This is a genomic window from Draconibacterium sp. (assembly GCF_041583095.1).
Taxonomy (GTDB): Bacteria; Bacteroidota; Bacteroidia; order Bacteroidales; family Prolixibacteraceae; genus Draconibacterium.
The window spans coordinates 13063-38062 of the sequence record NZ_JBFHGM010000015.1; the positions used below are offsets into that span (position 1 = coordinate 13063).

The 25000-nt window shown below is 41.2% G+C and carries 20 protein-coding genes and 1 tRNA gene; 8 read left to right on the top strand and 13 right to left on the bottom strand.

What is annotated here, in order from left to right; translation table 11 throughout:
* Positions 1-170 precede the first annotated feature (170 nt).
* From ABZB17_RS02610 to ABZB17_RS02625, 4 genes are all read right to left on the bottom strand, one after another.
* A complete protein-coding gene (locus tag ABZB17_RS02610; RefSeq protein ID WP_372647961.1) occupies positions 171-2225 on the bottom strand; it encodes a DUF2264 domain-containing protein in 2055 nt (684 codons plus the stop codon).
* A 156-nt stretch (positions 2226-2381) separates the two neighbouring features.
* On the bottom strand, positions 2382-3296 hold the full coding sequence (locus tag ABZB17_RS02615) for a ThuA domain-containing protein (RefSeq protein WP_372647962.1): 915 nt from the start codon (positions 3294-3296) through the stop codon (positions 2382-2384).
* 288 nt (positions 3297-3584) lie between these two features.
* Positions 3585-4949, bottom strand: coding sequence for a Gfo/Idh/MocA family oxidoreductase (locus tag ABZB17_RS02620; protein WP_372647963.1), 1365 nt, complete (start codon positions 4947-4949; stop codon positions 3585-3587).
* A gap of 30 nt (positions 4950-4979) precedes the next feature.
* The gene (locus ABZB17_RS02625; RefSeq protein WP_372647964.1) at positions 4980-6221 is read right to left on the bottom strand and encodes a PmoA family protein; all 1242 of its coding nucleotides are present in this window, start codon (positions 6219-6221) and stop codon (positions 4980-4982) included.
* Positions 6222-6585: 364 nt separating this feature from the next.
* Between ABZB17_RS02625 and ABZB17_RS02630 the strand changes: the two genes are divergently transcribed.
* From ABZB17_RS02630 to ABZB17_RS02640, 3 genes are all read left to right on the top strand, one after another.
* The gene (locus ABZB17_RS02630) at positions 6586-7455 is read left to right on the top strand and encodes an AraC family transcriptional regulator (protein ID WP_372647965.1); all 870 of its coding nucleotides are present in this window, start codon (positions 6586-6588) and stop codon (positions 7453-7455) included.
* 254 nt (positions 7456-7709) lie between these two features.
* Positions 7710-7782, top strand: a tRNA-Trp gene (locus ABZB17_RS02635).
* A 111-nt stretch (positions 7783-7893) separates the two neighbouring features.
* On the top strand, positions 7894-8616 hold the full coding sequence (locus tag ABZB17_RS02640; protein WP_372647966.1) for a (Fe-S)-binding protein: 723 nt from the start codon (positions 7894-7896) through the stop codon (positions 8614-8616).
* Between the two features lie 44 nt (positions 8617-8660).
* Here the strand turns inward: ABZB17_RS02640 and ABZB17_RS02645 are convergent, their stop codons facing one another.
* Positions 8661-10463: an ABC transporter ATP-binding protein gene (locus ABZB17_RS02645; protein WP_372647967.1), complete on the bottom strand. Its 1803-nt coding sequence runs from the start codon at positions 10461-10463 to the stop codon at positions 8661-8663.
* Between the two features lie 90 nt (positions 10464-10553).
* Positions 10554-11900 (bottom strand): adenylosuccinate lyase, encoded by a 1347-nt coding sequence (gene purB / locus ABZB17_RS02650; RefSeq protein ID WP_372647968.1) that lies wholly within the window; start codon positions 11898-11900, stop codon positions 10554-10556.
* A 180-nt stretch (positions 11901-12080) separates the two neighbouring features.
* Between purB and ABZB17_RS02655 the strand changes: the two genes are divergently transcribed.
* A complete protein-coding gene (locus ABZB17_RS02655) occupies positions 12081-13481 on the top strand; it encodes a nodulation protein NfeD (RefSeq protein ID WP_372647969.1) in 1401 nt (466 codons plus the stop codon).
* Positions 13482-13583: 102 nt separating this feature from the next.
* On the opposite strand, the gene ABZB17_RS02660 is transcribed toward ABZB17_RS02655, so the two are convergent.
* A complete protein-coding gene (locus ABZB17_RS02660) occupies positions 13584-14120 on the bottom strand; it encodes a GNAT family N-acetyltransferase (protein ID WP_372647970.1) in 537 nt (178 codons plus the stop codon).
* Positions 14121-14180: 60 nt separating this feature from the next.
* Positions 14181-15068: a dienelactone hydrolase family protein gene (locus ABZB17_RS02665; RefSeq protein ID WP_372647971.1), complete on the bottom strand. Its 888-nt coding sequence runs from the start codon at positions 15066-15068 to the stop codon at positions 14181-14183.
* A 191-nt stretch (positions 15069-15259) separates the two neighbouring features.
* Between ABZB17_RS02665 and purT the strand changes: the two genes are divergently transcribed.
* Complete coding sequence (gene purT, locus ABZB17_RS02670) at positions 15260-16450, top strand: formate-dependent phosphoribosylglycinamide formyltransferase (protein WP_372647972.1); 1191 nt, start codon at positions 15260-15262, stop codon at positions 16448-16450.
* Between the two features lie 83 nt (positions 16451-16533).
* On the opposite strand, the gene ABZB17_RS02675 is transcribed toward purT, so the two are convergent.
* Both ABZB17_RS02675 and mltG read right to left on the bottom strand, forming a co-directional pair.
* A complete protein-coding gene (locus ABZB17_RS02675; protein ID WP_372647973.1) occupies positions 16534-19851 on the bottom strand; it encodes a glycoside hydrolase family 2 TIM barrel-domain containing protein in 3318 nt (1105 codons plus the stop codon).
* Positions 19852-19953: 102 nt separating this feature from the next.
* Positions 19954-21015 (bottom strand): endolytic transglycosylase MltG, encoded by a 1062-nt coding sequence (gene mltG / locus ABZB17_RS02680; RefSeq protein WP_372647974.1) that lies wholly within the window; start codon positions 21013-21015, stop codon positions 19954-19956.
* Between the two features lie 174 nt (positions 21016-21189).
* Between mltG and ABZB17_RS02685 the strand changes: the two genes are divergently transcribed.
* From ABZB17_RS02685 to ABZB17_RS02695, 3 genes are all read left to right on the top strand, one after another.
* Positions 21190-21558, top strand: coding sequence for a four helix bundle protein (locus tag ABZB17_RS02685; RefSeq protein ID WP_372647975.1), 369 nt, complete (start codon positions 21190-21192; stop codon positions 21556-21558).
* Positions 21559-21770: 212 nt separating this feature from the next.
* Positions 21771-22979: an FprA family A-type flavoprotein gene (locus tag ABZB17_RS02690; RefSeq protein WP_045027872.1), complete on the top strand. Its 1209-nt coding sequence runs from the start codon at positions 21771-21773 to the stop codon at positions 22977-22979.
* 259 nt (positions 22980-23238) lie between these two features.
* Positions 23239-23871 carry a histidine phosphatase family protein gene (locus ABZB17_RS02695; protein ID WP_372647976.1) on the top strand — a complete coding sequence of 211 codons (633 nt, stop codon included), beginning with the start codon at positions 23239-23241 and terminating at the stop codon, positions 23869-23871.
* A 10-nt stretch (positions 23872-23881) separates the two neighbouring features.
* On the opposite strand, the gene ABZB17_RS02700 is transcribed toward ABZB17_RS02695, so the two are convergent.
* From ABZB17_RS02700 to ABZB17_RS02710, 3 genes are all read right to left on the bottom strand, one after another.
* On the bottom strand, positions 23882-24400 hold the full coding sequence (locus tag ABZB17_RS02700; protein ID WP_372647979.1) for a DUF2284 domain-containing protein: 519 nt from the start codon (positions 24398-24400) through the stop codon (positions 23882-23884).
* 40 nt (positions 24401-24440) lie between these two features.
* Positions 24441-24806, bottom strand: a complete 366-nt coding sequence (locus ABZB17_RS02705) for a DUF2200 domain-containing protein (protein WP_372647977.1) — start codon at positions 24804-24806, stop codon at positions 24441-24443.
* A 2-nt stretch (positions 24807-24808) separates the two neighbouring features.
* Positions 24809-25000: hypothetical protein (locus tag ABZB17_RS02710; RefSeq protein ID WP_372647978.1), on the bottom strand; the 192-nt coding region annotated here is incomplete at its 5' end.

The window sequence follows — 25000 nt, forward strand, 5'->3', positions numbered from 1 at the left end:
ACATGAACGAAAAAATCGGGAAAAGTATTTGGTCTGAATTTTTTTGAATCCATATAACATATTCCAGATCGCTTTCGAAGTTTTTGAATTTCTTGCTTTGTTTATCTTGCTATTTAGGCAATTAATTAAAGTTTGTAAAAGCTATTACGATACAATAAAAAGTCGATGCATTAACAAGTTTTTTTCCCATCAATATCCTTGAAGTCGACCTCGTATTTCTTTTCGTTATAAAGCTCAATTGTTGCACCAAGTGGCGACATCGTTGCCGTTATTTCATTGATTTGGAAGTTTTTAATTGGCGATAGTTCTTCTGTTGTCCATTCGGTATCATCAGTTTTATGAAGAAGTGCGGTTATCATCAGCTCCATTGGAGGGTTTTTCTGCATACGTTTTTTATAAGCAAAAATTACAGAACTTTCATCAGCTTCGGCGTTTCGGTTGTTATGCGTCATGCAGTCCAATGCATCCCAGCCATAGTAACTGATAAGAGCCACCTGCCGCCCCTCTATTTTTGCAGTAATAATTTGGTTGCCATTCAATTCAAATGATTTTATCTCCGCTTTTTTACCGGCAATATGAGGAAGTCCAAAATGGCCCAAAGTTAGTTCGTATTCGAAAGCCAAACGTGATCGGTCAACCCGGATAACTCCACCTGGTATGTTTATATCGGCCAGGTCGATAATATACCCAACGCCATTGTTAGGAGGACGACGCATAATGGCCTGACGGTATAGAATATCGTTTTCCACACCATTAAAGAGCATATTCTGCGAGGTGGTGTATCGTTGGTTCTCTTCTGAATCATTATCAACCGTTAAACCGGTCAAATAAAAGTTTACATCATCGCCTCTGAGGTCTCTGGGATCCTGGCTACGGAAACTGTATTCCATTGATGTTCCGCCCAGCGGATTTTGATCCTCCCAGGGGAAATGTGTATTGTAAGTTAGTTTCGAATAATTGGGATCATCGTAATAAACTTTTCCCGGAATAATCTCCGAAGTTCCTGTTTTTCCATGATTTACCAGTACCAGGCCGGGGTGCTTAAGAACCACTTTGTTTGAGTCTTTGCCCAATGTCTCCCACATTCCTTCGTTTTCGGTTGCTGTCCAAAATGGCGAATCTTCAGGAAGCGCCAAACAAATGAACGGTAAGAACATAAGAAACGGACTGCCAGAGCAGCTGTAGTTTTGAACCATGTACTCCTTCTGACCATAAAAGCCTAAACTTGGAACATCGTTGCAAAAGAATTCTTCGCGGCTAACAAACTGTAACAAAGAACCGGAACATAGTCGTCTGGCCCATCCTGCATCAAGTCCGGTTTGTTCTTTTAGCATAAATGCAACAGGGAAAGCACCAGAAACCCAGGTTCGATAGCAAATGCTTCTCGACCACATATTTATATATCCGTTACGCCCAAAGAAACTGGTAATACATTTCATGAGTTTTTTAGCCGATTCTTCTATTATAGAACCAATTTCAGGGTAAAAATCATCGCCAAAAGTTCTGTTCCAAATAGTTGTATACACAATGAACAGGCTAATGGAATAGTAATTATAGGTTTGTTCGAGGTACCAACCATCACCTGAGTGATAAGAAGCTACCCAAAGCAAATGGCTTTTTAGCATATCATCATCAATAGGGTAGCCATGTTTTTTTAAGAAAGAGAGTGTTACAATATTAAAGATTCGCCAGTTGTTTTGCGTGGTTCTGTGGTGGGCCCATTTCGTAATGCACTCAAGCATATCGTTTTTTTCCGATTCGCTGTAAAGCGACCAAACCGTATCGGGTAAAAGCAAAAGGGTTTTAAATAAACCGCCAAATTCGCAGGTAAACTGATAATTTGAATCGGGTAAATCCTCGGGAAGTGGCAATGAGTTTGAATTTCCGGGAGTAAAAGTGCGGTAAAAATGCAGCTTATAATAATCGCGCAGTTTTATATTATTGATTTCTACTTCAGGATCCACATGAATTAATGGTCCTGCTAATGTGAAAGTTCTTTCCAGTGCTTCAAATTCAGCCGAACGATACCGCCAGTCCGGCGCATTGGGTTGGGGATATGTCTTACCGGGGATTATTGGAAAAGTTAGCGGTGTTTCTATTGAATCAACATATTTGAAAGCACGGGTTAGCATATATTTGGCTAACTCGATGTAATGCTCTCTGGTCATTCCTGTATGTGGACTTTGTGTGAAATTTGGATTTTCTACTTTAAAGGCGTTAGTCATTGAGAGTGGTTTTAACTTTGTGGTATTTAATTCTTTATACTCTTAATTGAATGTTCATTTACTAGGATTCAGATTAGAAATTTGCATATACAGCAATAAAAACACGCTTGTTCTTTTTCAATGTAATCAGTCTGATTTTGCTTAATAATATGATACTTACAAATCAATAGGTGAATCGTCACATTTCAAATCGCCCAAAACATACTGTGCTCCGTCTAAGTAGAATTTCAGTAAACGTTCATCCTCGAAGCTTTGTGCATTATGCGATGGTGATACATAAAACACACGGCCTTTCCCATGTTTTTTTATCCACGAAACATAGCGGATGTTATCTTCTATAGGTTTTCTTTTCCCTTCAAGTTTGTCGGTATCCATATACAGAAGAGGTTTGAAGTTCTTTTGATCGTATGCTTTATTGAATAAGTACGGCTCATCAACATGTACAAATGGTTTTCCTTCAAAGGCTTTTGCCAGCGGATGATTTGGGTCGCACAATTCTAAACTGATTTCTTGTTGTCGGGGGTGGTAATCAAAGCTACCTCCAACCATCTCGCTAAAGGGCATTGAGTTGTTTTGCATAACAATGGCACCATGGGTTACCATTAAACCACCACCTTTTTTTACAAAGTTGATCAGGTTGGCTTCCAATTCTGCTGCCTTTGCTTTCTTTTCATCATCGTCCATACTTGTGTCTATATCCAGACAATCCAGGATAAGATCGCGTCGCGGACCAATTGAACAGGCGCTGTTTAAAACAACCGCATCGTAGTTTTGCAGGTTATTTTTCTCAAAACAAAACACATCTTTGGTTATTCTTACTTCGTAAGCGCCGGTTTTTTGTCCCAGAACTTTAATTACCTGGCTGGTATGTGGAATAACCCAGTGATCGAAACCGGTAAACCGGTCGAATATTAATATCTTCCTTGTTTTTTGAGGTTGTACTTCGGCTTTAGCCGGAGCAATTTTCTCGATTTTCTGCACCCATTCGGGAGTACATTTAAATTGTTCGATTTGTGCTTTTACTGAAAAAACGGAAATCAGTAACACAACTGTTAATAATATTCTGGTCATTTTTTTTCTGAAATTTATATGGACTACGCCTACATTAAAATTATATGTTTTGGCTGTCCAAAAAGATAATATTGTAACAGAATAACTTACAGTCCGTAATTAACCACTTGATTTTTCACCCCTAAATCCCCTGTAGGGGACTTTAAGCCTCCCTCTTCAGGGGAGGTTTGGAGGGGTAAAATGAAAGTTGGTTATAAACTGAAAGTTTCATCTTTATTTGTTTTACTTTTTAGACAGCCTCGTTATTTCGGTCAATAGAGAACTTTTCCCTTTTATAGTTTCTGCTATTTATCGTTTGATATAATCGGTTCCGTACGGATAACGTTGTGGACGACTTAACATTGAATTAGCCAGATCGTTGTTTTTAAAACGTTCTACAGCTGGATCCCATTCAAGTACTCCCGGAATTTGCATCGCGATATCGCTTATCAAACAGATGGTACAAGTGCGGTGACTAATCTCTGCAGGAGAAATTGGAGTTTTACGCGATTGGATACAGTCTAACCAGTTTCCGTGTTGTTCATGACTAACATAAAGTTTGGTTTCGTCGTCGCCAATTACCGATTTTAAAATATCTTCGCTACTGGCATCCAGGGCTTTTGTAGAACCTGCTGGAATCGGATCAGATGGTGTTGCACGGTAAGCACCACGGGTTACAAAAACCCATCCATCTTCGCCTTCAAAACGAATACCATTCGGATAACCACCGCTGGTAAATACCGTTGCGCCGTTTGCGTATTCCTGTTTAACCATAAAATCACCATGAACATTCCAGTCGCCCGATTTTGGGAATTGTGCAACAGCTTCAACCGAAATAGGTCCGGTATATTCGGTATCCATACCCCATGCTGCAATATCATAGTGGTGTTGGCCCCAACCGGTAATCATTCCGGCACCATAACTTCGGTTGCGTAACCATCCCGGACGACTGTAATCGTGTTGCGGATGAACCATTTTTTCTTTGTATTCCACTTCAGGAGTTGAGCCCAACCACATATCGAAATTGAATGTTGAAGGAACCGGGCTTGTTTCGAAAACCGGGCCGCCGGGATCACCGGGAAGACCAATTTTTACGGTGTGAATTTTTCCAATTCGACCATTACGTACCAGTTCGGCCGCACGAAGGAATTGTGAAGAAGAACGCTGCTGGGTACCTACCTGGAGAACAGTCCCCTGGCGGTTAACGATGTCGCTCAATAAACGGCCTTCTGACACGGTTAACGATGTTGGTTTCTGCAGGTAAATATCTTTACCGGCTAATGCTGCTTCAATGGCAGGTTGCGAGTGCCAGTGGTCTGGGGTACTAATTACAACCGCGTCAATATCTTTATCAGCCAGCATGTCTTTGTAATCGGCATACATTTTAACTTCAACACTGGTACCTTTTTTCTTGTAGTAGTCTTCCACCAGTTTTTTCCCTTTTTCCATACGGATGCTGTCTAAGTCTGAAACAGCAACCATACGGACAACATCGTGTTGCATGGTGCCCGGCATATCGTGGGTTACTGCAATACGTCCACAGCCAATCTGACCTATATTGATTTTGTTACTGGGGGCTGATGCGCCAAAAACAGAAGAAGGTACAATCGTAGGTATTACCATCGCACCGGCTGTTGTAGTTGCTGCATTTCTTAAAAATACTCTTCGTTTCATATTTAAGTTTTATTGGTTATAGTAATGTGACTAATTTAAGTTGGTTTTTGGAATACTGGCAAAACTATTCCAGTATTTTTCTGCTGTTTCGGCATCAAGCTCACCGTCAAAAATTAGCATACGGTATTTTAAGGTATACGTTTGCTTTGGCTTCAGTTGCCAATCATCATGACGTATCGGGACGAACTCGAAATACATATCACCGCGTCCGCCATTAGCATCAAGTGGCCAAACACGCATTGGCTCCGGATGCATTCTATTCGAAGGATGGCTCATAAAAAGTATCCCGGAACGGCCTTCATCAACATCAGACTGACCTTCTACCAAACACCAGCGGGCATATGAACCATCTGCATCAACTCTTGTTTTTCCATCAGATGTGAGAACAGTACAATTGTCTTTGTGCCAGCTTTCTGTTGCGCGGAAACCAATTCCTCCGCCATAGCGATAAGCATCAAGCATAATTCCGTTTTTTAGCGGACTGTTTAGCGAGGTGGTGTAGTCAACCATCCAAACATCTTCGCCAATATTCCAGGCGCGTACATCCAGAATCTCATTCATGGCAATTTGGTCTTCGCCACGAGCTCCAAAATCAATATGTTGTTGTAAAGCTTTGAAACCGCTATATATTGCTCCTTCTGATTCTGACAGAAAACCGGCAAACTTAACCGTTCCCTGTCCTTCTTTCAGGTTCCAAAAATCAACAGATCTGTCATTTATGTGCGTTTTGGTCCATGGCCCCCATATGCCGTAATGGTGGTAATGATCGGGCGCCTGAATACGCGTAAGGACTTTTCCTCCAGGTGAGCTTAATGGATGGATGTAGCCTGAGCGTTTATAGAGCGGATCGATACCTTCAGGAGGGAAAGTAACGGCATGTCTGTATTTCAGTATGAGATTTTCGCCTTTTTGCAAACTGAGATCTTTGTGATCATGTTTTAGTGTTATACTGGTATTTGTGTTTACCGACTTCTCTTCTGCTTTTAACAGAAATTCCCGAACAGTTCCTTTTTTGGTTTCTCCGTTTAGCAAAAACCAAAGACGCGCCGAATGTCCTGTTTCAAGCTGGCAGGGAATTGGATTTTCTTTACCATCAATTATTTCATACAGTACGAGTGAATTATTATCGGTGTTGTAATTTATACCGTTTAAAGAAAAAGATACCGGAGTGTTTAAACAGTCTTCCGAAAATTCGATATTGAATTCGGTAATCGGTTGGGCAAATAATGTTTGAGAAAGCAGAAGGATTGTACTAAGTAATACCGTTTTCATTGCAGTTGGTTTTGTTAGTGAGTAAAAATTGAATAAACTATTACGTCCTTTGTATTAAACTTCTTCCGAAAATAACTCTTCGGGCCTAACTTTTAAATAGATCGATATCAATGCATATTTGAGTTCTGTTTAACGAAGAAAACTTTGCATTGTGAGGGCAAATAAAGCTGCTTAAATATATTTGTGAGGTATTTATATTGCCAATTGATGGCAAAGAGTAGCATCGTTTATTAGTCATAAGTTAGGTTCTAAGTTCTAGCAGTAAATCTACATTTTTTCATGATTTGGATATAGTACTACATTTGCAAGTGTTTGTATTTGTTTTGCAATTTTGTATTTTTAGCGACAATCTAACGGTCAGACTATGAAATTGATGCACGAACACATTGATTTTCCGGGGAAATCAGTTGTTAAAGTAAAAGTTCAGGAAAAAAAGGATTTTACATACCCCTGGCATTTCCATTCAGAGTACGAGATTGTTTATGTATTGGAAGGAATTGGGACAAGGTTTGTTGCCGATAACATTGAAGAATTTTCGTCGGGAGACTTTGTACTAATAGCCAGTAATTTGCCTCATTTCTGGAAATCTGATACGTCTCTTTATAAAGAAGATTCTACCAAACGATTAAAGTATATTGTAATACAATTTCCGAACGAGTTTTTTCAAGAAGCCATGGCCGATTATCCTGAGTTTTACAAGGTTAAAGAGCTTTTAAAAAGGTCGGGCAGGGGAATAAGCTTTACAAAAGAGTTTGCCGATAAAGCCCGGAAGAAAGTACTGAAGGTCGCTCGTTCTGATGGTTTTGACCGCTTATCATACATGCTTCAGTTGTTACAGTTTATGGCAAAGTCAACTGAGTATCGTTTATTGGCCGGGGAGTATTATCAGTTGGAGAAGCACGATTTTACAAGTAGCCGCTTAACTAAAGTTATGCATTACCTGAATACGAACTACCTGAAGAAAGTTGAATTAAAAGATGTAGCGTCCGTTGCCAATATGCACCCATCGGCGTTTTGTCGGTATTTTAAGGAGAGTTCAGGAAAATCGCTTTCCGAATTTGTCAACGAAATACGAATTGGATACGCCTGTAGATTGCTTTTAGAGGGAAAAATGACAGTGTCGCAGATTTGTTTTGAAAGTGGATTTAATAATTTATCGAATTTTAACCGTGCTTTTAAAAAGAATACCGGTTATACACCTACTTCATATTTTGAGAAATTTCAACGCAAATAGATTTCTATAAAAAATCAAATTTAAAAGTGAGGCTGTATGTCTGAATATAAGGCCTTTTTAACGTGCACCTATTCTGGTTTGAGATATTTTTTCGCCACTGGAAATTTCATGTGATCCTTTTTTTTGTTTCACTTCGATTTAAAATTCTGGAGAGTTATTCCGTCAATGGCATTGTGTGCATATTTGCAATAATTTCTTTCGCTGGCCTAGGTAATTTGAATTGAATTACTATATTTGCACACGCAAAATGAAACACGGGTGTAGCTCAGTTGGTAGAGCACTGGTCTCCAAAACCAGGTGTCGGGAGTTCGAGTCTCTCCTCCCGTGCAAAAGCACAAAGGTCTTACTTTAGTAAGGCCTTTTTTATTGAATTAAATTCCTGGTGAAATATTTAATTCTTCAGCTTATAAGTGTTATTTTAACCACAAATTCGAGGCAATGCAAATCAACGTCTTTATTCCATGTTTTATCGATCAGTTTTATCCTGAAACTGCAGGAAGTTTTGTAAACCTGCTGGAAAAGGTGGGGTGCGATGTGAAATACAATCCTAAACAAACCTGCTGCGGTCAGCCGGCTTTTAACAGTGGGTACTGGAACGAAGCAAGAACAGTAGCTACAAAATTCCTGGATGATTTTGAATTGGCAAACGTTGTGGTAGCACCTTCAGCCTCATGTACAGGCTTTATTCGAAACTATTACCATAAATTGTTTGAAGATGACGAGGAGTTGCTCAGAAAGACAAATAAGACCCGGAAAAAGGTGTTCGAGTTTACCGATTTTTTGGTGAATCACTTAAAAGTAACTGAACTTGGAGCTACTTTCAATCATAAAGTTACGTTCCACGATTCGTGTGCCGGTTTACGAGAATATGGTATTAAAGAAGAACCACGCAAACTATTAAGTATGGTAAAAGGTCTTGAACTCATCGAAATGGAAGCTTTGGAGACATGTTGTGGTTTTGGGGGGACATTTGCCGCTAAATTTCATAACATTTCAACGGCAATGACCGAACAAAAGGTTGAACATGCATTAAAAACCGGTGCGGAGTATATTGTATCAACCGAAGCTTCGTGCCTGATGAATATGGATGCCTATATTAAAAAACAGAAACTACCAATTAAAACTATTCATTTGGTGGATGTACTTGCATCTCGCGGCTAGAAACTTGATACTCGAATCTCGTGACTCGCAGCTCGCAGCTAAAATCAAAACATCTGCATGCCATGTAATTTTTTGTAGCGCCCACCAAGCTCCATTAATTCTTCATGTGTTCCTTGCTCCACAATTTTACCTTTGTGTAGTACACAAATCAGATTCGCGTGTTTAATTGTAGATAAACGGTGTGCAATAACCAGCGATGTGCGGTTTTTCATTAGGTTTTCCAATGCTTCCTGTACCAGTTTTTCCGATTCGGTATCCAAAGCCGAAGTGGCTTCATCCAAAATCAGAATTGGTGGATTCCGTAAAATGGCACGTGCAATAGAAAGGCGTTGCTTTTGTCCGCCCGAAAGTTTATCGCCACGGTCGCCAATTATGGTATCGTAGCCATTTTCTGTTCCCAGGATAAAATCGTGCGCATTGGCAATTTTTGCAGCCTGTATCACTGCTTCGTCACTAACGTTATCAATACCAAAAGCAATGTTATTTCGTATGGTGTCGTTAAATAGAATAGGTTCCTGGTTTACATTTCCAATCAGGCTACGTAGCGATTTTAGTTTCAGGTCGCGAATATCGGTTCCGTCCACTTCAATATTTCCAGAAGTAATGTCCCAGAAACGTGGCAAGAGATCAACCATGGTGGTTTTTCCACTACCCGACGATCCTACCAGCGCAACGGTTGTTCCTTTCGGTATATTCAGGCTTACGTTCGAAAGTACCTCTGCTTTGTTGTAAGCGAAAGTTACATTCTTGTAAACAATATCTTTTTCGAACGACTCGATGTTTTTGGCATCCTTCTTATCAACGATGGTAACTTCTGCGGCAAGAACATGATCAATACGTTGCATTGAAGCAAGGCCTTTTTCAACACTGTAAAGTGCTGTCGAGAATGCTTTAGCCGGATTGATGATTCCATAGAAAAACACCATATAGCCGATAAATTCTGCAGCTGTGAGCGACGAGTCGTTTCCTCCAAGAATAATTCGACCACCATACCACAAAACAACAACAATAACTATGGTTCCCAGAAATTCGCTGGCCGGGTGGGCCAGGTGACGACGCCACATCAGGCGATTCATGATCAGCCGGTAGTTTTGGTTCTCATCCTGAAATCGTCCGATGGCTTTTTCTTCAGCATTAAACGATTTGATAATACGCAATCCCGAAAGATCTTCTTCAATAATCGACAGAATTTCGCCCAGTTTATTTTGCCCTTTGGTCGACACACGTTTCAGACTACGGCCAATTCGTCCGATAATTATTCCGGTTATTGGTAACATAACAAACACAAACAAAGTCAGCGACCAGCTCATGTAAATCATTACACATAGATAAACGATTATTAGAATCGGGTTTTTAATCATCATCCCCAGCGAGTTGGCAACCGAGTTTTCCACTTCCTGCACATCGCTGGTTATGCGAGCCATTATATCGCCTTTTCGTTCTTCCGAAAAATAACCGAGCGGCAAACCAATTATCTTCTTGTAAATCAGCGAGCGGATATCGTAAACAACACCGTTACGCAAGGCAATAAGTACAAAATCGGCCAGGTAGGTAAAGCCAACTTTAAAAAGTGTGGCAATTACCAAAATTAAACCAATAAGCAGTAACGAATCCTGTTCACCGTGTTTGGCAATAAACGAACTGATGTAATAATTTATGTTATTGGTAATTGAATCGGCAGTAAGAGCCCATTCCACTTTTTCGGTTACCAGTTCTTTTGTTTTAAACAAAATATCGAGTGCCGGAATAAGCATAGCAAACGAAAAAGTTCCGAAAAGTGCACCTAAAATGTTGTAAATAATGTTCATGAAGACTTTCCCCCGGTAGGGCGGTACAAATCGTTTCATGAGTTTTAAGAAGTCTTTCATATGGTGAAGACAGAAGATGAAAACCGGAATCCCGAAGCTGGCATTCCGGATTAAAATCTTCCTTATTTTTTAAAAAATTCCTGTGTAGTTCTGTGGTGTAATCGCTTTTAACTCTTCTTTTACAGCATCACTAACGTCCAAACCATCAACAAAATTATGGATAGCCTCTTTGTTAATCACCTCGTTTTTACGGGTCAGATCTTTCAAGGCCTCGTATGGATTTGGGAAAAACTCGCGACGCAAAATGGTTTGTATTGCTTCGGCAACCACTGCCCAGTTATTTTCAAGGTCTTTTTCGATGGCCGCCGTGTTGATCAGCAATTTGTTCAAACCTTTCAAAGTAGATTTGATGGCAATTAACGTATGACCAAACGGAACACCGATAAAACGGGTAACGGTTGAGTCGGTCAGGTCGCGCTGTAAACGCGAAACCGGAAGTTTCTGTGACAGTTGCTCAAAACCTGCATTTGCAATACCAATGTTTCCTTCCGAGTTCTCAAAATCGATCGGATTAACTTTATGTGGCATTGTTGATGAACCCACTTCGCCTTTTTTAATTTTCTGCTTGAAATAGTTCATCGAAATATAACTCCAGATGTCGCGGTCGAGATCAAGAATGATATTATTGATACGTTTCAGTCCATCAAAAATAGCACTGTGGTTATCGTAATGCGAAATCTGTGTGGTGAATTGCGAACGGTTCAATCCCAGTTTGTCTTTCAGGAACTTGTTGGCAAAATCTTCCCAGTTAATATCAGGATAAGCTACTAAGTGTGCATTAAAGTTACCGGTAGCTCCACCAAATTTTGCATCGATAGCAATTGATTTAAGCTGAACCAACTGCACCATAATACGCTCTAAAAATACTTTGATCTCTTTACCAACTTTTGTTGGAGAGGCCGGTTGACCGTGTGTTTTTGCGAGCATCGGAATGTCTCTCCATTCTGAAGCCAGTGTCAATAGTTTTTCGATCAACTCCTGCAACAGCGGGTAATATTCCTCTTCCAAGGCATCTTGTATCGATTTTGGGATGGCGGTATTATTGGCATCTTGCGAGGTTAGCGCAAAGTGAATAAACTCTTTGTATTTGCCCAGTTCCAGCCTATCAAATTCTTCTTTTATAAAATACTCAACAGCTTTTACATCGTGGTTTGTCACACTTTCAATGTCTTTTATGCGTTGTGCATCTTCCAGCGAAAAGTTTTTGTGAAGCTCACGAAGTTGGTCCAGTTTATCTGTATGAATATCAGCAAGTTGTGGTAGAGGAATTTCGCAAAGTGCGATAAAATATTCTATTTCGGTAAGTAATCGGTACTTAATCAGCGCGAATTCGCTGAAGTATTTTCCCAACCCTTCTACTTTGTTACTGTACCTGCCGTCAACCGGCGAAATTGCTGTTAATGTATTAAGTTCCATTATTATTACTTAGAATTAAGCTGCAAATTTATAAAATTACACGGACTAGCTATTTGGCAGCCGAATGAATTTAATATTCTTTAACCGCAGCGCAGTTTCGCTAAAGGCTCACAATGGAAAACAATTGGTATTAATTGTAATTTGTTTTTTGTATTTTGGAACTTGAAAAAAATCAATGCCATGAAGCTGAAAAATTTCTGGATTTTGTTATTTGTACTCGCCACTTTAGCTGCTTTTGCGCAGGAGGTCAATAAGAAAAAAGTATTTCTTCTGAATATCAAATCCGAAATTACCCCGGGCACACGACGCCAGGTGAGCCAGGCTTTTGCAGAAGCCGATTCGGTAAAAGCCGACGTGTTTCTAATTCACATGAATACTTATGGCGGCACTGTTGTTGATGCCGATTCTATACGCACGCGAATTCTGCAAAGTAAAATCCCGGTTTATGTGTTTGTCGACAATAATGCGGCATCGGCAGGAGCGTTAATCTCCATTGCCTGCGACGGTATTTATATGCGTCCGGGAGGAAGTATTGGCGCGGCTACCGTGGTCAACCAAACCGGTGCGGCGATGCCCGATAAATACCAGAGCTACATGCGATCGACTATGCGGGCAACGGCTGAAGCACACGGAAAAGATACAACGATAACAGCCAGCGGTGATACGATTATAGATTGGTTCCGCGACCCGAGAATTGCCGAGGCAATGGTGGATGAGCGAATTTATATTGAAGGTGTTTCCGACACGGGACAGGTACTTACGTTTACACCTTCGGAAGCGATGAAAAATGGTTTTTGCGAAGGAACCGCCGAAAACGTTAATGAAGTGCTTCAGCAAATAGGAATTGATGATTATGAGTTGTTTGAATACGAGCCATCTTTTATTGAAAAGATCATCGGTTTTCTGGTACATCCAATGGTATCCGGCTTATTGATTATGGCAATTGTTGGAGGTATTTATTTTGAAATGCAGTCGCCGGGAATCGGTTTCCCGCTGGGAATAGCAATTTTAGCTGCCTTACTTTATTTTATGCCGCTCTACCTTGAAGGACTGGCCGAACATTGGGAAATTGCGCTGTTTATTGTCGGGCTGATACTTATTGCGGTGGAGATATTTGTTATCCCGGGCTTTGGAGTTGCCGGAGCCGTGGGAATATTGTTTGTTTTTGTTGGCCTGGTTCTAAGCCTGATCGATAATGTAAACTTCGATTTTGAAGGTGTTGAGATGGAAGGTGTTGGAAAGGCAATTGCCACTGTAGTAATCGGCGTGTTTAGTGGTTTTGTACTGGCGCTATACTTCGGGAAACGGATGTTTACCGCTGAGCACGGACTATTTAAAAACTTTGCTTTAAACACGGTTCAGCATGTTAACGAAGGTTTTGTTAGCGTTGAAACCAAACTTTTCGATTTAAAAGGAAAGAAAGGAATTGCACAAACCGTTTTGCGCCCCGGAGGAAAAATAAACATTGAAGGCGAAGTTTACGATGCTGTTGCAATTACCGGTTTTATTGATAAAGATGAAAAAATAGTGGTTGCCAGAGTGGAAGCAACACAACTATATGTGGAGCTGGATGAAGAGTAAAAAACAAGTAAAAAGTAGAAAGGAAAAAGGCAAAAGTACAAGTTGAGTGCAGTTGGCAAAATAGCAGTAAGCAATTGTACAATTTTGCAATTGATCAGTTTGTCAATCTTTCAGGCGATAAAACATGAGTTCTTCATCGTCGTTGGGTAAAGTCACGTGTTTTGTAAAACGCATTCCAAGTCTTTCCAATAGTCGTTGCGAACGCAGATTATACTTCGCAGTAATTGCAGTTATATTCTTGATTTTAAAATCTTCAATTCCTGCTTTTTTTAGTCTTTCGGCAGCTTCAAAAGCATAACCATGTCCTTCAAATTCAGGAAGAAAGGCAAAGCCAATATCGATTCCTTCCAGTCCTTCACGGTCAAAAAGCCCGCAGGTGCCCATCTTGGCATTGTCCGTTTTACGGATGACCAAATAGTTTCCATAACCTTTCTTTTTTAGTTGAGGGTACATTTTCTCCCGAATGTAAGTACGTGCTTCATCTTCCGAGTAAACACCCCGCTCGCCAATATATTTTAACCAATTTTCAGTGCGGAACAAACGAAGAATAAAAAGTGCATCACTTTCCTGAACCGGACGAAGAATCAAACGTGGAGTTTCAAAGGTATTATAGGATGCTCCATCAATAATAACCGACATAAATTTTGTTTTTGTAAAGAAACAAAATTATGCCGGAAGTAGAAGTGGAGAGTTAGCTTGTTAAACCAGTTTTTCTTTGAAAAAGTCGATGGTTCTGCTCCAGGCAAGTTTTGCTGCAGCTTCATCATAACGCGGCGTGGTGTCGTTGTGGAAACCATGGTTTACGCCCGGATACATGTGTGCCGTGTATTCTTTATTGTATTTTTTTAGAGCCGCTTCGTAATCCGGCCATCCGGCATTTACGCGTGTGTCCAGTTCTGCATAATGCAACAGTAGCGGGGCTTCAATTTGTTTGGTTTCTTCTTCCGAAGGCTGTCCCCCATAAAATGGCACGGCGGCTTTCAAATCTGAGACTTCAACTGCCATCATATTCGATATCCATCCGCCAAAACAGAATCCAACCACACCGATGTTGCCATCGCATTCCGGGTGTGCTTTCAGGTAGTTGAATGCAGCAATAAAGTCCTGCAACATTTCATCTCTGTCGCGTTTGCTCTGCATTGTGCGGCCATCGTCATCATTCCCGGGGTAACCTCCCAACGGGCTAAGCGCATCGGGCGAAACCGATATAAAGCCTGCCAGTGCGGCACGTCGGCCAACATCGGCAATATGTGGATTCAAACCTCGGTTCTCGTGCACAACTACAATTCCGGGCAGCTTTTTTGAATTTCCAGCCGGTCGCGACAATTGACCACTGATTTTACCTCCACCTTTGGGCGATTGGTATTCAATCGTTTCTGTTTTCAGTCGCGAATCATCTGCTTTAATCTGAATTTTATCCTGGTAGTTGGGCATAATAAAACTCATAAGCGACGAAACAGTTAAACCTCCAACGGCATAAGCCGAAAGTCGTTCAACAAACTTTCTGCGATCAATTCGGTTGTGAGCATAGTCATCGTAAAGGTCGAAAACCTCCTGGCTAATTTGTTCTTTCTTTATTGCTTTCATTGTTAGTTATTTATATTGAAATAACTATTAGGATTTCGCTTTGTTCAACTGCTGAATTAAATTTCCGCAATGCAAGTCGTTTTTCAGTTTCAATAAAATGTTAGCAAAACAGAGTTGGGCGGTGGTATTAAAATGTACAATCGTAAATAAACCTATTTTTGCGGCATCAAAAAAAAAATGAAAAAACAGGGATGAGCACAAAGGTAGTTTTAGGAACAAAATTTTCGCCGTCGGCAACAAAAGTAGTTTTGCTGGGATCGGGTGAATTAGGAAAAGAAGTTGTAATCGAATTTCAGCGTTACGGCGTGGAAGTAATAGCTGTTGACAGCTACGAAAATGCGCCTGCAATGCAGGTTGCCGATCGTTATTATGTTGCCTCAATGTTGGATGGTGAACGATTGGCAGAAATTATCAGAACCGAAAAACCGGATTATATCATCCCGGAAGTGGAAGCCATTGCCACCGACAAATTGTTGGAGTTGGAGCAGGAAGGATTTCATGTAATTCCAACTGCAAATGCCACACGATTGACCATGAACCGCGAAGGAATCAGAACTTTGGCAGCCGAAGAACTCGGGCTCTCTACTTCGCCATACCAATTTGCCGGATCGAAAGAAGAGTTTGAAGCCGCGATCGAAGAAATTGGATTTCCTTGTGTGGTGAAACCGATTATGAGTTCTTCGGGAAAAGGACAAAGTGTGGTGAAAAGTGCTGCCGATATTGACTATGCGTGGAATTATGCCATGCAAGGTGCCCGTGGCAACAGCGACCGTGTAATTGTTGAAGGTTTTGTTGATTTTGATTATGAAATTACCTTGTTGACGATCAGTCATGTTGGGGGAGTGTCATTCTGTGAGCCCATTGGTCACCGTCAGGAAGGTGGCGATTACCAGGAGTCGTGGCAACCACAAGCCATGTCGGAAAAGGCATTAACAGAAGCACAGCATATTGCAAAAACCGTTGTGGAAGCACTTGGCGGCCGCGGTTTATTTGGCGTTGAATTTTTTGTGAAAAACGATGCTGTATATTTCAGCGAGCTTTCGCCACGTCCGCACGATACCGGAATGGTAACGATGATTTCGCAGGACTTGAGCGAATTTGCCTTGCACGTAAGAGCGATTCTTGGTTTGCCCATTCCAAATATCAAATTTCACGGGCCATCGGCAAGTAGCGTGATTATGGTAAAAGGCGAATCAAAACAAGTGGCTTTCTCCAATCTTACCGAAGTTTTGAGTGAACCGGATACACAATTACGTTTATTTGGAAAACCAGAAGTTAAAGGCGAACGGCGGATGGGAGTTTGTCTGGCTCGTGCCAACTCTGTGGAGGAAGCCCGCGAAAAAGCCAATAAAGCAAGTAGCGCAGTTGTTGTTCAGTTATAAAAGATCTTTAATAGATAAAATAAAAACCGGCTTTGAGGAACAAAGCCGGTTTTTTTAATGGTTTAGATTAAAGTCTGCCTTTTCTATTTTGTCTTACGGTAAATTTGTTGCAAATCTTTAGCTTTCGACAGCGGAACCAGCTTAAATTCATAGCTGTATGCTTTTTCCAACAAGCGGTACTTATCGATTGGGCGTGCGTTTATCGACCACGAATCGTTACCTCCAACGCCTGCCATTTTGTGGCTGATATTCACCGTTAAAGCATCTGCTTTTTCCAGTTCTGTTGGGTGTTGTGCTTCATAAATATTTTTCGCGGTGTATGGCCAAACCGATGTTTGCAGCGGAGTTATACCAAGCACCATCAATCCTGAGTTATTATTGGTAAGTGTCAGCCAGCGCACGCAGGTGTGGTTACTGCTTTCCTGTGGTTTGGTGTAGTTGTAGTAAAAATCATCCACGCTTCCGCTGTAAATATCAATATCGGCGGCACCATTTCTGTCCGAATAATTTTCAAAAGGACCTTTGCCATAAAAGCTCATTTGTTGCAAGCTGGTTGATACTCCCATGCTCATTCCAACTCGAATTGGTTCCGGCATTTCTTCAGGAATCGTCAGGTCAAAATTCACACCTATAGTTCCATCGTTGGCAAAAGTGTAGTTTAATTTTAAGCTTAGCTCTTTGTAAGCGAACTCAACAGAAATGGCAGCCGACGATGCATCAGCATCCATATCAGTTACACTTAGCATTTCCGGAAGATCTTTCCAAATGGCAATACGTTGTTGTGCTCGCCAACCACGTTCATCGTTGTCGGTTAATGGCCGCCAGAAATAAGGTTTCAGTGCAGTTGTGATTACTTGTTTATTTCCTGCTTCGTAACTCTCGATCAAACCACTTTTTTTGCCAATACTCACTTTGAAATTTTTGCCGCTAACCACAACCTGATCATCAGTTTCATCGAAAGTAATATTGTCGGAGTTTATTGCTGTTGCAGCAGTTTCTGCCGTAAACGGAAGTTTGAATTGTTGTTTGGCCAACTCATGACCGGCTTTTGCCCAGTTCTTGTCTTCTTTCAGTTGAACACTGATACGCAACCAATACTCGGCGTTTGCTTTTGGATTAATAGTTTTAAAAGGAATTTCAACCACTTTGCTTGCGCCCGGATTCAGGCTCAAACCTTCCAAAGTGCCGGATTGAATCTCTGTTGCATCTTCGCTTAATGTCCAGCTTACTTTGAATTCGTTAAGATTGGCAAAATTAAAACGACTGAGCATACGAACTAATCCGTTTTCCAGATTAACAGCAGTAATTTGCACTGGTTGCATCACATATTTTGCTTCCCAGGTTTGTGGTTTCGGCGTACGGTCGGATGCAATTACTCCGTTCATGCAGAAGTTATTGTCGTTAGGTGTGTCGCCCAAATCGCCGCCATAGGCAAAAAACTCTTTTCCGTTTTCATCGGTTGTAAGTACACCCTGATCGATCCAATCCCAGATAAATCCACCGATAAGGTTGGGGTAGCTGTGCATTAAATCCCAGTATTCCTGAAAGTTGCCCAGTGAGTTGCCCATGGCGTGTGCATATTCGCATTCCATAATCGGTCGAGTGATATACGGGCTTTTCGCCAATGTCTCCAGGTCTTCAAGGTTAGCGTACATACGGCTGATTACATCAACCCAAAACGGATCGGTAGGGTTACCTGTCCTTCCTTTTTTTCTGAACTCTTCAGAGCCGTATGCTGTGTAATCGGGGTGCTCCGGTTGTCCTTGTGCCCCTTCGTAATGAATAAAACGCGTTGGATCAAAATCTTTCACCCAACCGGCTGCCGCTGCGTGGTTCGGTCCGGTTCCCGATTCGTTGCCCAACGACCAGCCAATTACCGACGGGTGGTTTTTATCGCGCTCCACCATACGAACAACGCGGTCCTGAAAAGCCATGTGCCATTCCGACTGGTTGGTGAGGTAGCCATTTAATCCGTGGGTTTCAATATTGGCTTCGTCGAGCACATACAGGCCGTACTTGTCGCACATATCGTAGAAATACGGATCGTTAGGGTAGTGGCTGGTGCGAACCGCATTAAAATTGAAACGTTTCATCAGCAACACATCGTTCTCCATATCTTCCGGCGTAACCGATTTGCCCCGTTCGTGATCGTGGTCGTGACGGTTAACACCATATAGTTTTATAGACTTGCCGTTTACATACAGCTGTCCGTTTTTTGTCTCTATTTCGCGGAACCCGATTTTGGCAGAACGTGCTTCAACGACATTCCCCTCAGCATCTTTAAGCGTAAGAACGACAGTATAAAGTGTTGGTTTTTCTGCCGACCACAATTCAGGACTGGTAATTTTTTCTTCCAGTAATCCGAAATATACATTGTCGCGTTGCGGGTATCCTTCGTAAATAATGTCGTCAACATTTTTGGTGATTGGTGCTTGTAAAACCTTGTTGTTTTGAGGGCAGTACAAGTCTGCTTCCAGCGTCCAGCCTTTTGTCTCAACATCAGCTCCACGTGTAAGTGTTGGTCGTATTTGAAGCAGTGCATCCTGGTAATTGGCATCTAAACGGGTGCGTACAAAAAAGTCTTCAATGGCCACTTTGGGTTGCGCCATAAGCAATACTTCGCGGTGAATTCCACTCATGCGCCAGTGGTCCTGGTCTTCCAAATAACTGCCATCGCACCAACGGAAAACCTGAACAGCAAGTTTGTTTTCGCCCGATTTTACAAATTCTGTGATATCAAATTCGGCAGGCAAACGGCTTCCCTGGCTGTAACCCACCTTTTGCTCGTTTACATAAACAAACATAGCCGAACTTACGCCGCCAAAATGCAATACAATTTTTTTGTCGCTCCAATCTTCCGGAATGGTAAAAGAGCGAACGTACGATCCAACTGCATTGTCGCGCGTAATAACAGGTGGTTGCGGAGCTAATTTTGAAGCTGCATCGGCATACAACCTACGGTAAACTTCTTCCGTTGACAGTCCTTCTGGTACATCATAATTTTTTTTGTACCAGGCTATCGGATCTTTCTGTGCCTCGGCAGGGAGTTCAGGACGGAAAGGATAACCGGCATTTACATAAATGGGTGTTCCGTAGCCTTCCATTTCCCAGTTCGATGGAACTTCAATGTCATTCCAGCCGGAAACATCCTGTTTGTAGAAATCAAGCGGTCGGTCTTCCTCCTTTTCTACAAAATTGAACTTCCAGGTTCCGTTCAACGAAATGATTCTCGAGGTTTCACGATCGCCATTCAGGGCATCACCGGCCGATTTGTATGAGAAGGAAGTGGCTCTTCCGGGAAGTTTGTTTTTTGCAATGTAAGCGGGGTCTTCCCAAATATTGTTTTGGGCAAAAAGAGTGCTGGCACATAAGCTAAGCACAAGGATGATCAGTTTCTTCATTTTAACTTAATTCAGTTCGTTGTCATAAATCAAGACGATATAAAACAGGTTTACACCTATATTTTGGGGAATGATTCGGGGGATTATGTCAAAATCTTCTGCTTATTTATAAATGCGAAGTTCGTTCAGCGCATCGCGGTATTTTTTTGCATTCCGGTTGTGCTGGCTCAGCGTTTTTGCAAAATTGTGGTAGCCCGAAAAATCTTCGCGGGCACACATGTACAGGTAGTTGTGATCTTCGTAATTCAAAACGGCATCAACCGATGTGATTTCCGGAAAACAGATTGGCCCTGGTGGCAAACCCGCATATTTGTAAGTGTTGTAAGGCGAATCGATTTCGAGATGTTTGTTTAAAACCCGTTTTATGGAATAATCGCCAACAGCGTATTTAACGGTTGGATCGGCTTGTAATGCAATACCTTTATTCAGGCGGTTGATATACAGTCCGGCCACTGTTTTTAGCTCGTCGGGTTTTATCGTTTCCGACTGAACGATGGAGGCCAAAGTAACCACCTCTTGTGGTGTTAAGCCCATTTTTGCAGCTTGTTTTGTACGGGTGTCATTCCAAAAACGGTCGTACTCTGCTTTCATGCGTTCGGCAAACTCTTCAGCCGATGTTGTCCAGTACATTTCGTAGGTGTTTGGAATAAACATGGCACGGAAGTTTTCCTCTGTAAATCCCCAGTCACTAATCTGCTGTTCATCCGAAAACAGTTGTAATATCGAGGTTGAATCAGCCTTAATGTATTTACTCACTTTCCCGGCCAGCTCTTCCTTAAAACGAACATTGTTAAAAGTAATATTAACGGGTGATTGTGCACCACTACGAAGCATGTTCACCAATTCGTTGGTAGTCATTCCTTTTTTTAACTCGTATCGGCCCGGGCGCATATAATCGGCATATTTTTTCTTTTTAGCCACCCACTTAAAGGCTTTCATGTTGATTAAAACCTCGTTGGCTTCCAGTTTTTCGCTAATGCTTTTAATGTCATCCTCTTCGGTAACAAGAATTACGTAATCGTTTTTTACATTTTCGTCAAAAACGTAGCGGTATAGCTGGTATCCACGCGCTCCGGCAAGGATAAAGGCAATAGCAAAAAATATAATAATGAATTTCCCAACCCGGGGGAATGTCATGGCACGGCTTTTCTGATCAATCGACATAGTTCTATTTTGAATTCTGCTTCAAAGATAAAATTCTTTCAGATAGAGGAGAAAGATTGATATAAAGATTGATGGGATTGAAAGAAAGATTGAAATAGATTGAAAAAAGATTGTGAGGATTGAAGTCAGGATAATTTTTCATAATTTGGTTGTAAATTATAACTCAAATACACTATGACAAATCAAAGCTGGCTTGATTACAAAATTCAAATTCGCGACAGGCTAAAACAATTTGCACTTAAAATTTTAGAATTGTCTGAAATGCTTCCAACCTCAGAAAGAAGTAGGGTTTTGAATAAACAGGTTATTCGGTCGGGCACTTCTGTTTATGCCAATTATAGAGCAGCATTAAGAGGAAGATCGAAAGCCGAGTTTTTCTCAAAACTCTCGATTGTGGTTGAAGAAGCTGATGAAACTGAAATGTGGCTCGATCTGATTATTACTTCCGAAATATTTACAGGTTCATTTATAAAAGAATTGCATAAAGAAAGTATCGAGCTTTTAAAAATACTGGCCTCAATGCGAAAAAGACTTTCCCGATAGAACAGTCAATCTCCATCAATCTTCATCAATCTGTTATGAATCTCATTCAATCTTAAAATCAATCTCCATCAATCTGTTATTAATCTTATTTACCTAACATTCCCTTAACCCATATTCTAAATAAGGGGTGTAAGGAAATAAATTTATGCGCTGTCAGCCGAAATTCACTAATTTTGTGCGTGTTTCGAAAAATGATATAAAAACTGAAAATTATGCTACAAGTAAATCTTGCAGAAGATATTTATTATTTGGGATTTAACGACCGTCGTACTCACTTGTTCGAGAACATCTGGCCAATCCCGCACGGGGTTTCGTATAACAGCTATTTAATTGTTGATGAAAAAATCGCGTTGGTTGATACTGTTGAACGCGCGTTTATCGACGATTACCTCGATGCCATTGAAGAGATTATTGGCGACCGCGAGGTGGATTATCTTATTATTAACCACATGGAACCCGACCACTCGGGAGCCTTAAAAGCCATCGTTCACCGTTACCCGAATATTACGCTTGTAGGAAATAAAAAGACTTTTGGTTTTGTGGAATCGTACTACATGAAACCGGAAAATATACACATGGTACACGACGATCATGTACTTGACCTGGGAAAACACAAGCTGCAATTCCAGATGATTCCGATGGTACACTGGCCTGAAACTATGGTGACTTTCGAAGAAACCAATCAAATCCTGTTCTCGGGTGATGCTTTTGGTAGCTACGGAACTATGGACGGTGGTATTTTCGACGACGAAATCAACCTTGATTTTTACGAAGTAGAGGTGATGCGTTATTTCACGAATATCGTGGGTAAATATTGTCCGCATACACAGCGCGCCATTAAAAAACTGGCCGGACTGGACATTAAAATGATTGCGGCAACGCACGGTCCTATCTGGCGCAGCGACCTCAACTGGATTTTGAAACGCTACAACAAATGGAGTTCGTACGATTTGGATCAGGGAGTGGTTATCGTTTACGGATCGATGTACGGAAACACCAAAAAAATGGCTGAAACGATTGCCCGTCAGATTGCAGTTCGCGGCATAAAAAATATCCGTGTTTACGATGCATCAAAAACGCACTCGTCGTACATTATCAACGACATTTTTAAATACAAAGGATTTATTGTGGGTAGCGCGGCGTATAACAATGCGATGTTCCCGAATGTGGAAACACTGCTAACCACAATCGAGCACATGGCGCCAAAAGACCACTTGCTGGGTATTTTTGGTAACTACTCGTGGAACGGTGGCGGCGTGAAAAACCTGAAGACTTTTGCCGAAAAAATTAAGTGGGATATGGTTTACGAACCTATCGAAGAAAAAGGCAATATGAAGGTTCAAACGCAGGAGGAGTTAATTAAACTGGCCGATGCGATGGCTGATAAACTTCTGGAAATGCCTGCTCCGGAAAAGATCTAAGATGATTTTATCAAATAAATCAAAAGCTACTCTTCGGGGTGGCTTTTGCTTTTTTATCGGGTTCTCCTAACATAAACATGATTCTATTGTTCTAATTAATTCAATGGCGTTTAGTTTATACAAATTTAAATTTACCCCTAAATTACCTATAGGGGACTTGCGATGCTCCTCTTTAGGGGCCGGGGGTAATACAGAGGAATTGCTTGTATAGACCAATTGATATTTGAATATTAGTTTTTCGCACAAAATTAAATAAGAAATGGCTACAGAAATTACAATTATACGACACGGAGAAACAGTATGGAACCGGCAGAAACGCATACAGGGGCAGCGTAACAGCAAGCTATCTGAAAACGGGATTACACAGGCCCAATTGGTGGCAAAGGCTCTGGCAAAACGTGAATTCGATGTACTTGTAAGCAGCGACCTGGAGCGGGCTGTTGAAACGGCAAACATCATCAATAAACAACTGGTGTTACCGCACGAGTACAATGCGAATTTACGCGAACGCTTATTTGGCATTTTTGAAGGAAAGAACTTTGCCGAGATTGAAGAAAAGTACCCCGAAGAATTTCGGCGTTTTAAAGAACGGGATGCCGGGTTTGTAGTTCCCGGCGGCGAAAGTATTGAGCAAATGTATAAGCGTGTAACGTCAGAAATTGAAGCTATTTCCCGTAAATATAAGGATCAGAAAGTATTGATTGTTTCGCATGGTTTGGTGCTGGAGATGATGATGTACAAAACCTTTAACTTAAAGTTGGATGAACCACGGGCTTTCTCCATAAATAATTCTTCAATCAGTTCGTTTTACATCGACGGTGATAATTGGTTTTTAAAAGAGTGGGGTGTAATTGAACACCTTGTTTCGTTGAATGTATTGAATGAGCTTTAGGATTTCCGGCTTATTCGATCAAGAGTATGGCAATCCGGTTCATATCTCCAGGATCATTGGCTACCACATTAATTTTCATGCCGGCGTTTTGTACGGTTTGGTACACATCTACAGCAAAACTCTCCGGGCTGGGGCGTTCATTTCTTTTGTCGTGGCAGTCGAGGCGGTTGCCCGAACATTCGCGGCAAAGGGTGCAACAGGTGTGGTTAAGCAGGAAAACTTTTGGATGGTTCATCAGAAAAACGGCACGCTCCACACTTAAAAGTTTGTTGGTCATTTCCCGCGACCAATTGGATGGATAAGCATCTTTACCGGCAAATTTGTTCAGCTTAATAAGCAGCGCACTTTTGTATTCTTTAAAGAAACGCTCGCACTCGCTTACCGATGGCGTATTGGGCGGGCACGAACCAAGACCGTAGTCGCTGCAGCCAAAATAACATTTTACGCGTACCCACTGTGCAACAACAATTTCTTTCGGATCGATCCATTTGTAATCACTAAGTTTCTTTTCTCTGAGTAGCTTTTCTATTTGGTTTTTTGTTAGTCATTTTGTTGGTTTGATAGCTGATTTATTTTTCCCGCAATATCTTCTCCATCTTTTTACCTTTTGCCAGTTCGTCTACCAGCTTATCCAGGTATCTTACCTGTTTGGTCAGAACGTTATCAATTTCTTCAATCCGGTATCCGCAAATTACCCCCTTAATTAATTCGGCATTTGGGTTCAGGTTTGCTCTCCCGAAGAAGGTCTCAAATGTCACCTTTTCATCGATCATTTCCTGTAGCTTATCGTCTTTAAAACCGGTGAGCCATTCTATTACCTGGTGCAGCTCTTCTTTCGACCTGCCTTTTTTCTCCACTTTTGTTACATAGTGCGGATATACTGCCGCAAATGTCATTTCCGCTATCCGTTTGTTATGCTCCGGCGTTGTTTTCATATTCATTCAATATTTTCAGTATTGTTTGTGTTTTCTACCTTAAAAATAACCATATTTCTATTAACCTGAGTTCGATTCAAAATATTAACCTCAGTAATACAGAAATGTGCAAGATTTGGATTAAAAATATTGAAAGAATAGCGGGCTATTTTAAAATATTTTTGGTTCAAAGATTGTGCTTTTCTGTATTTTCC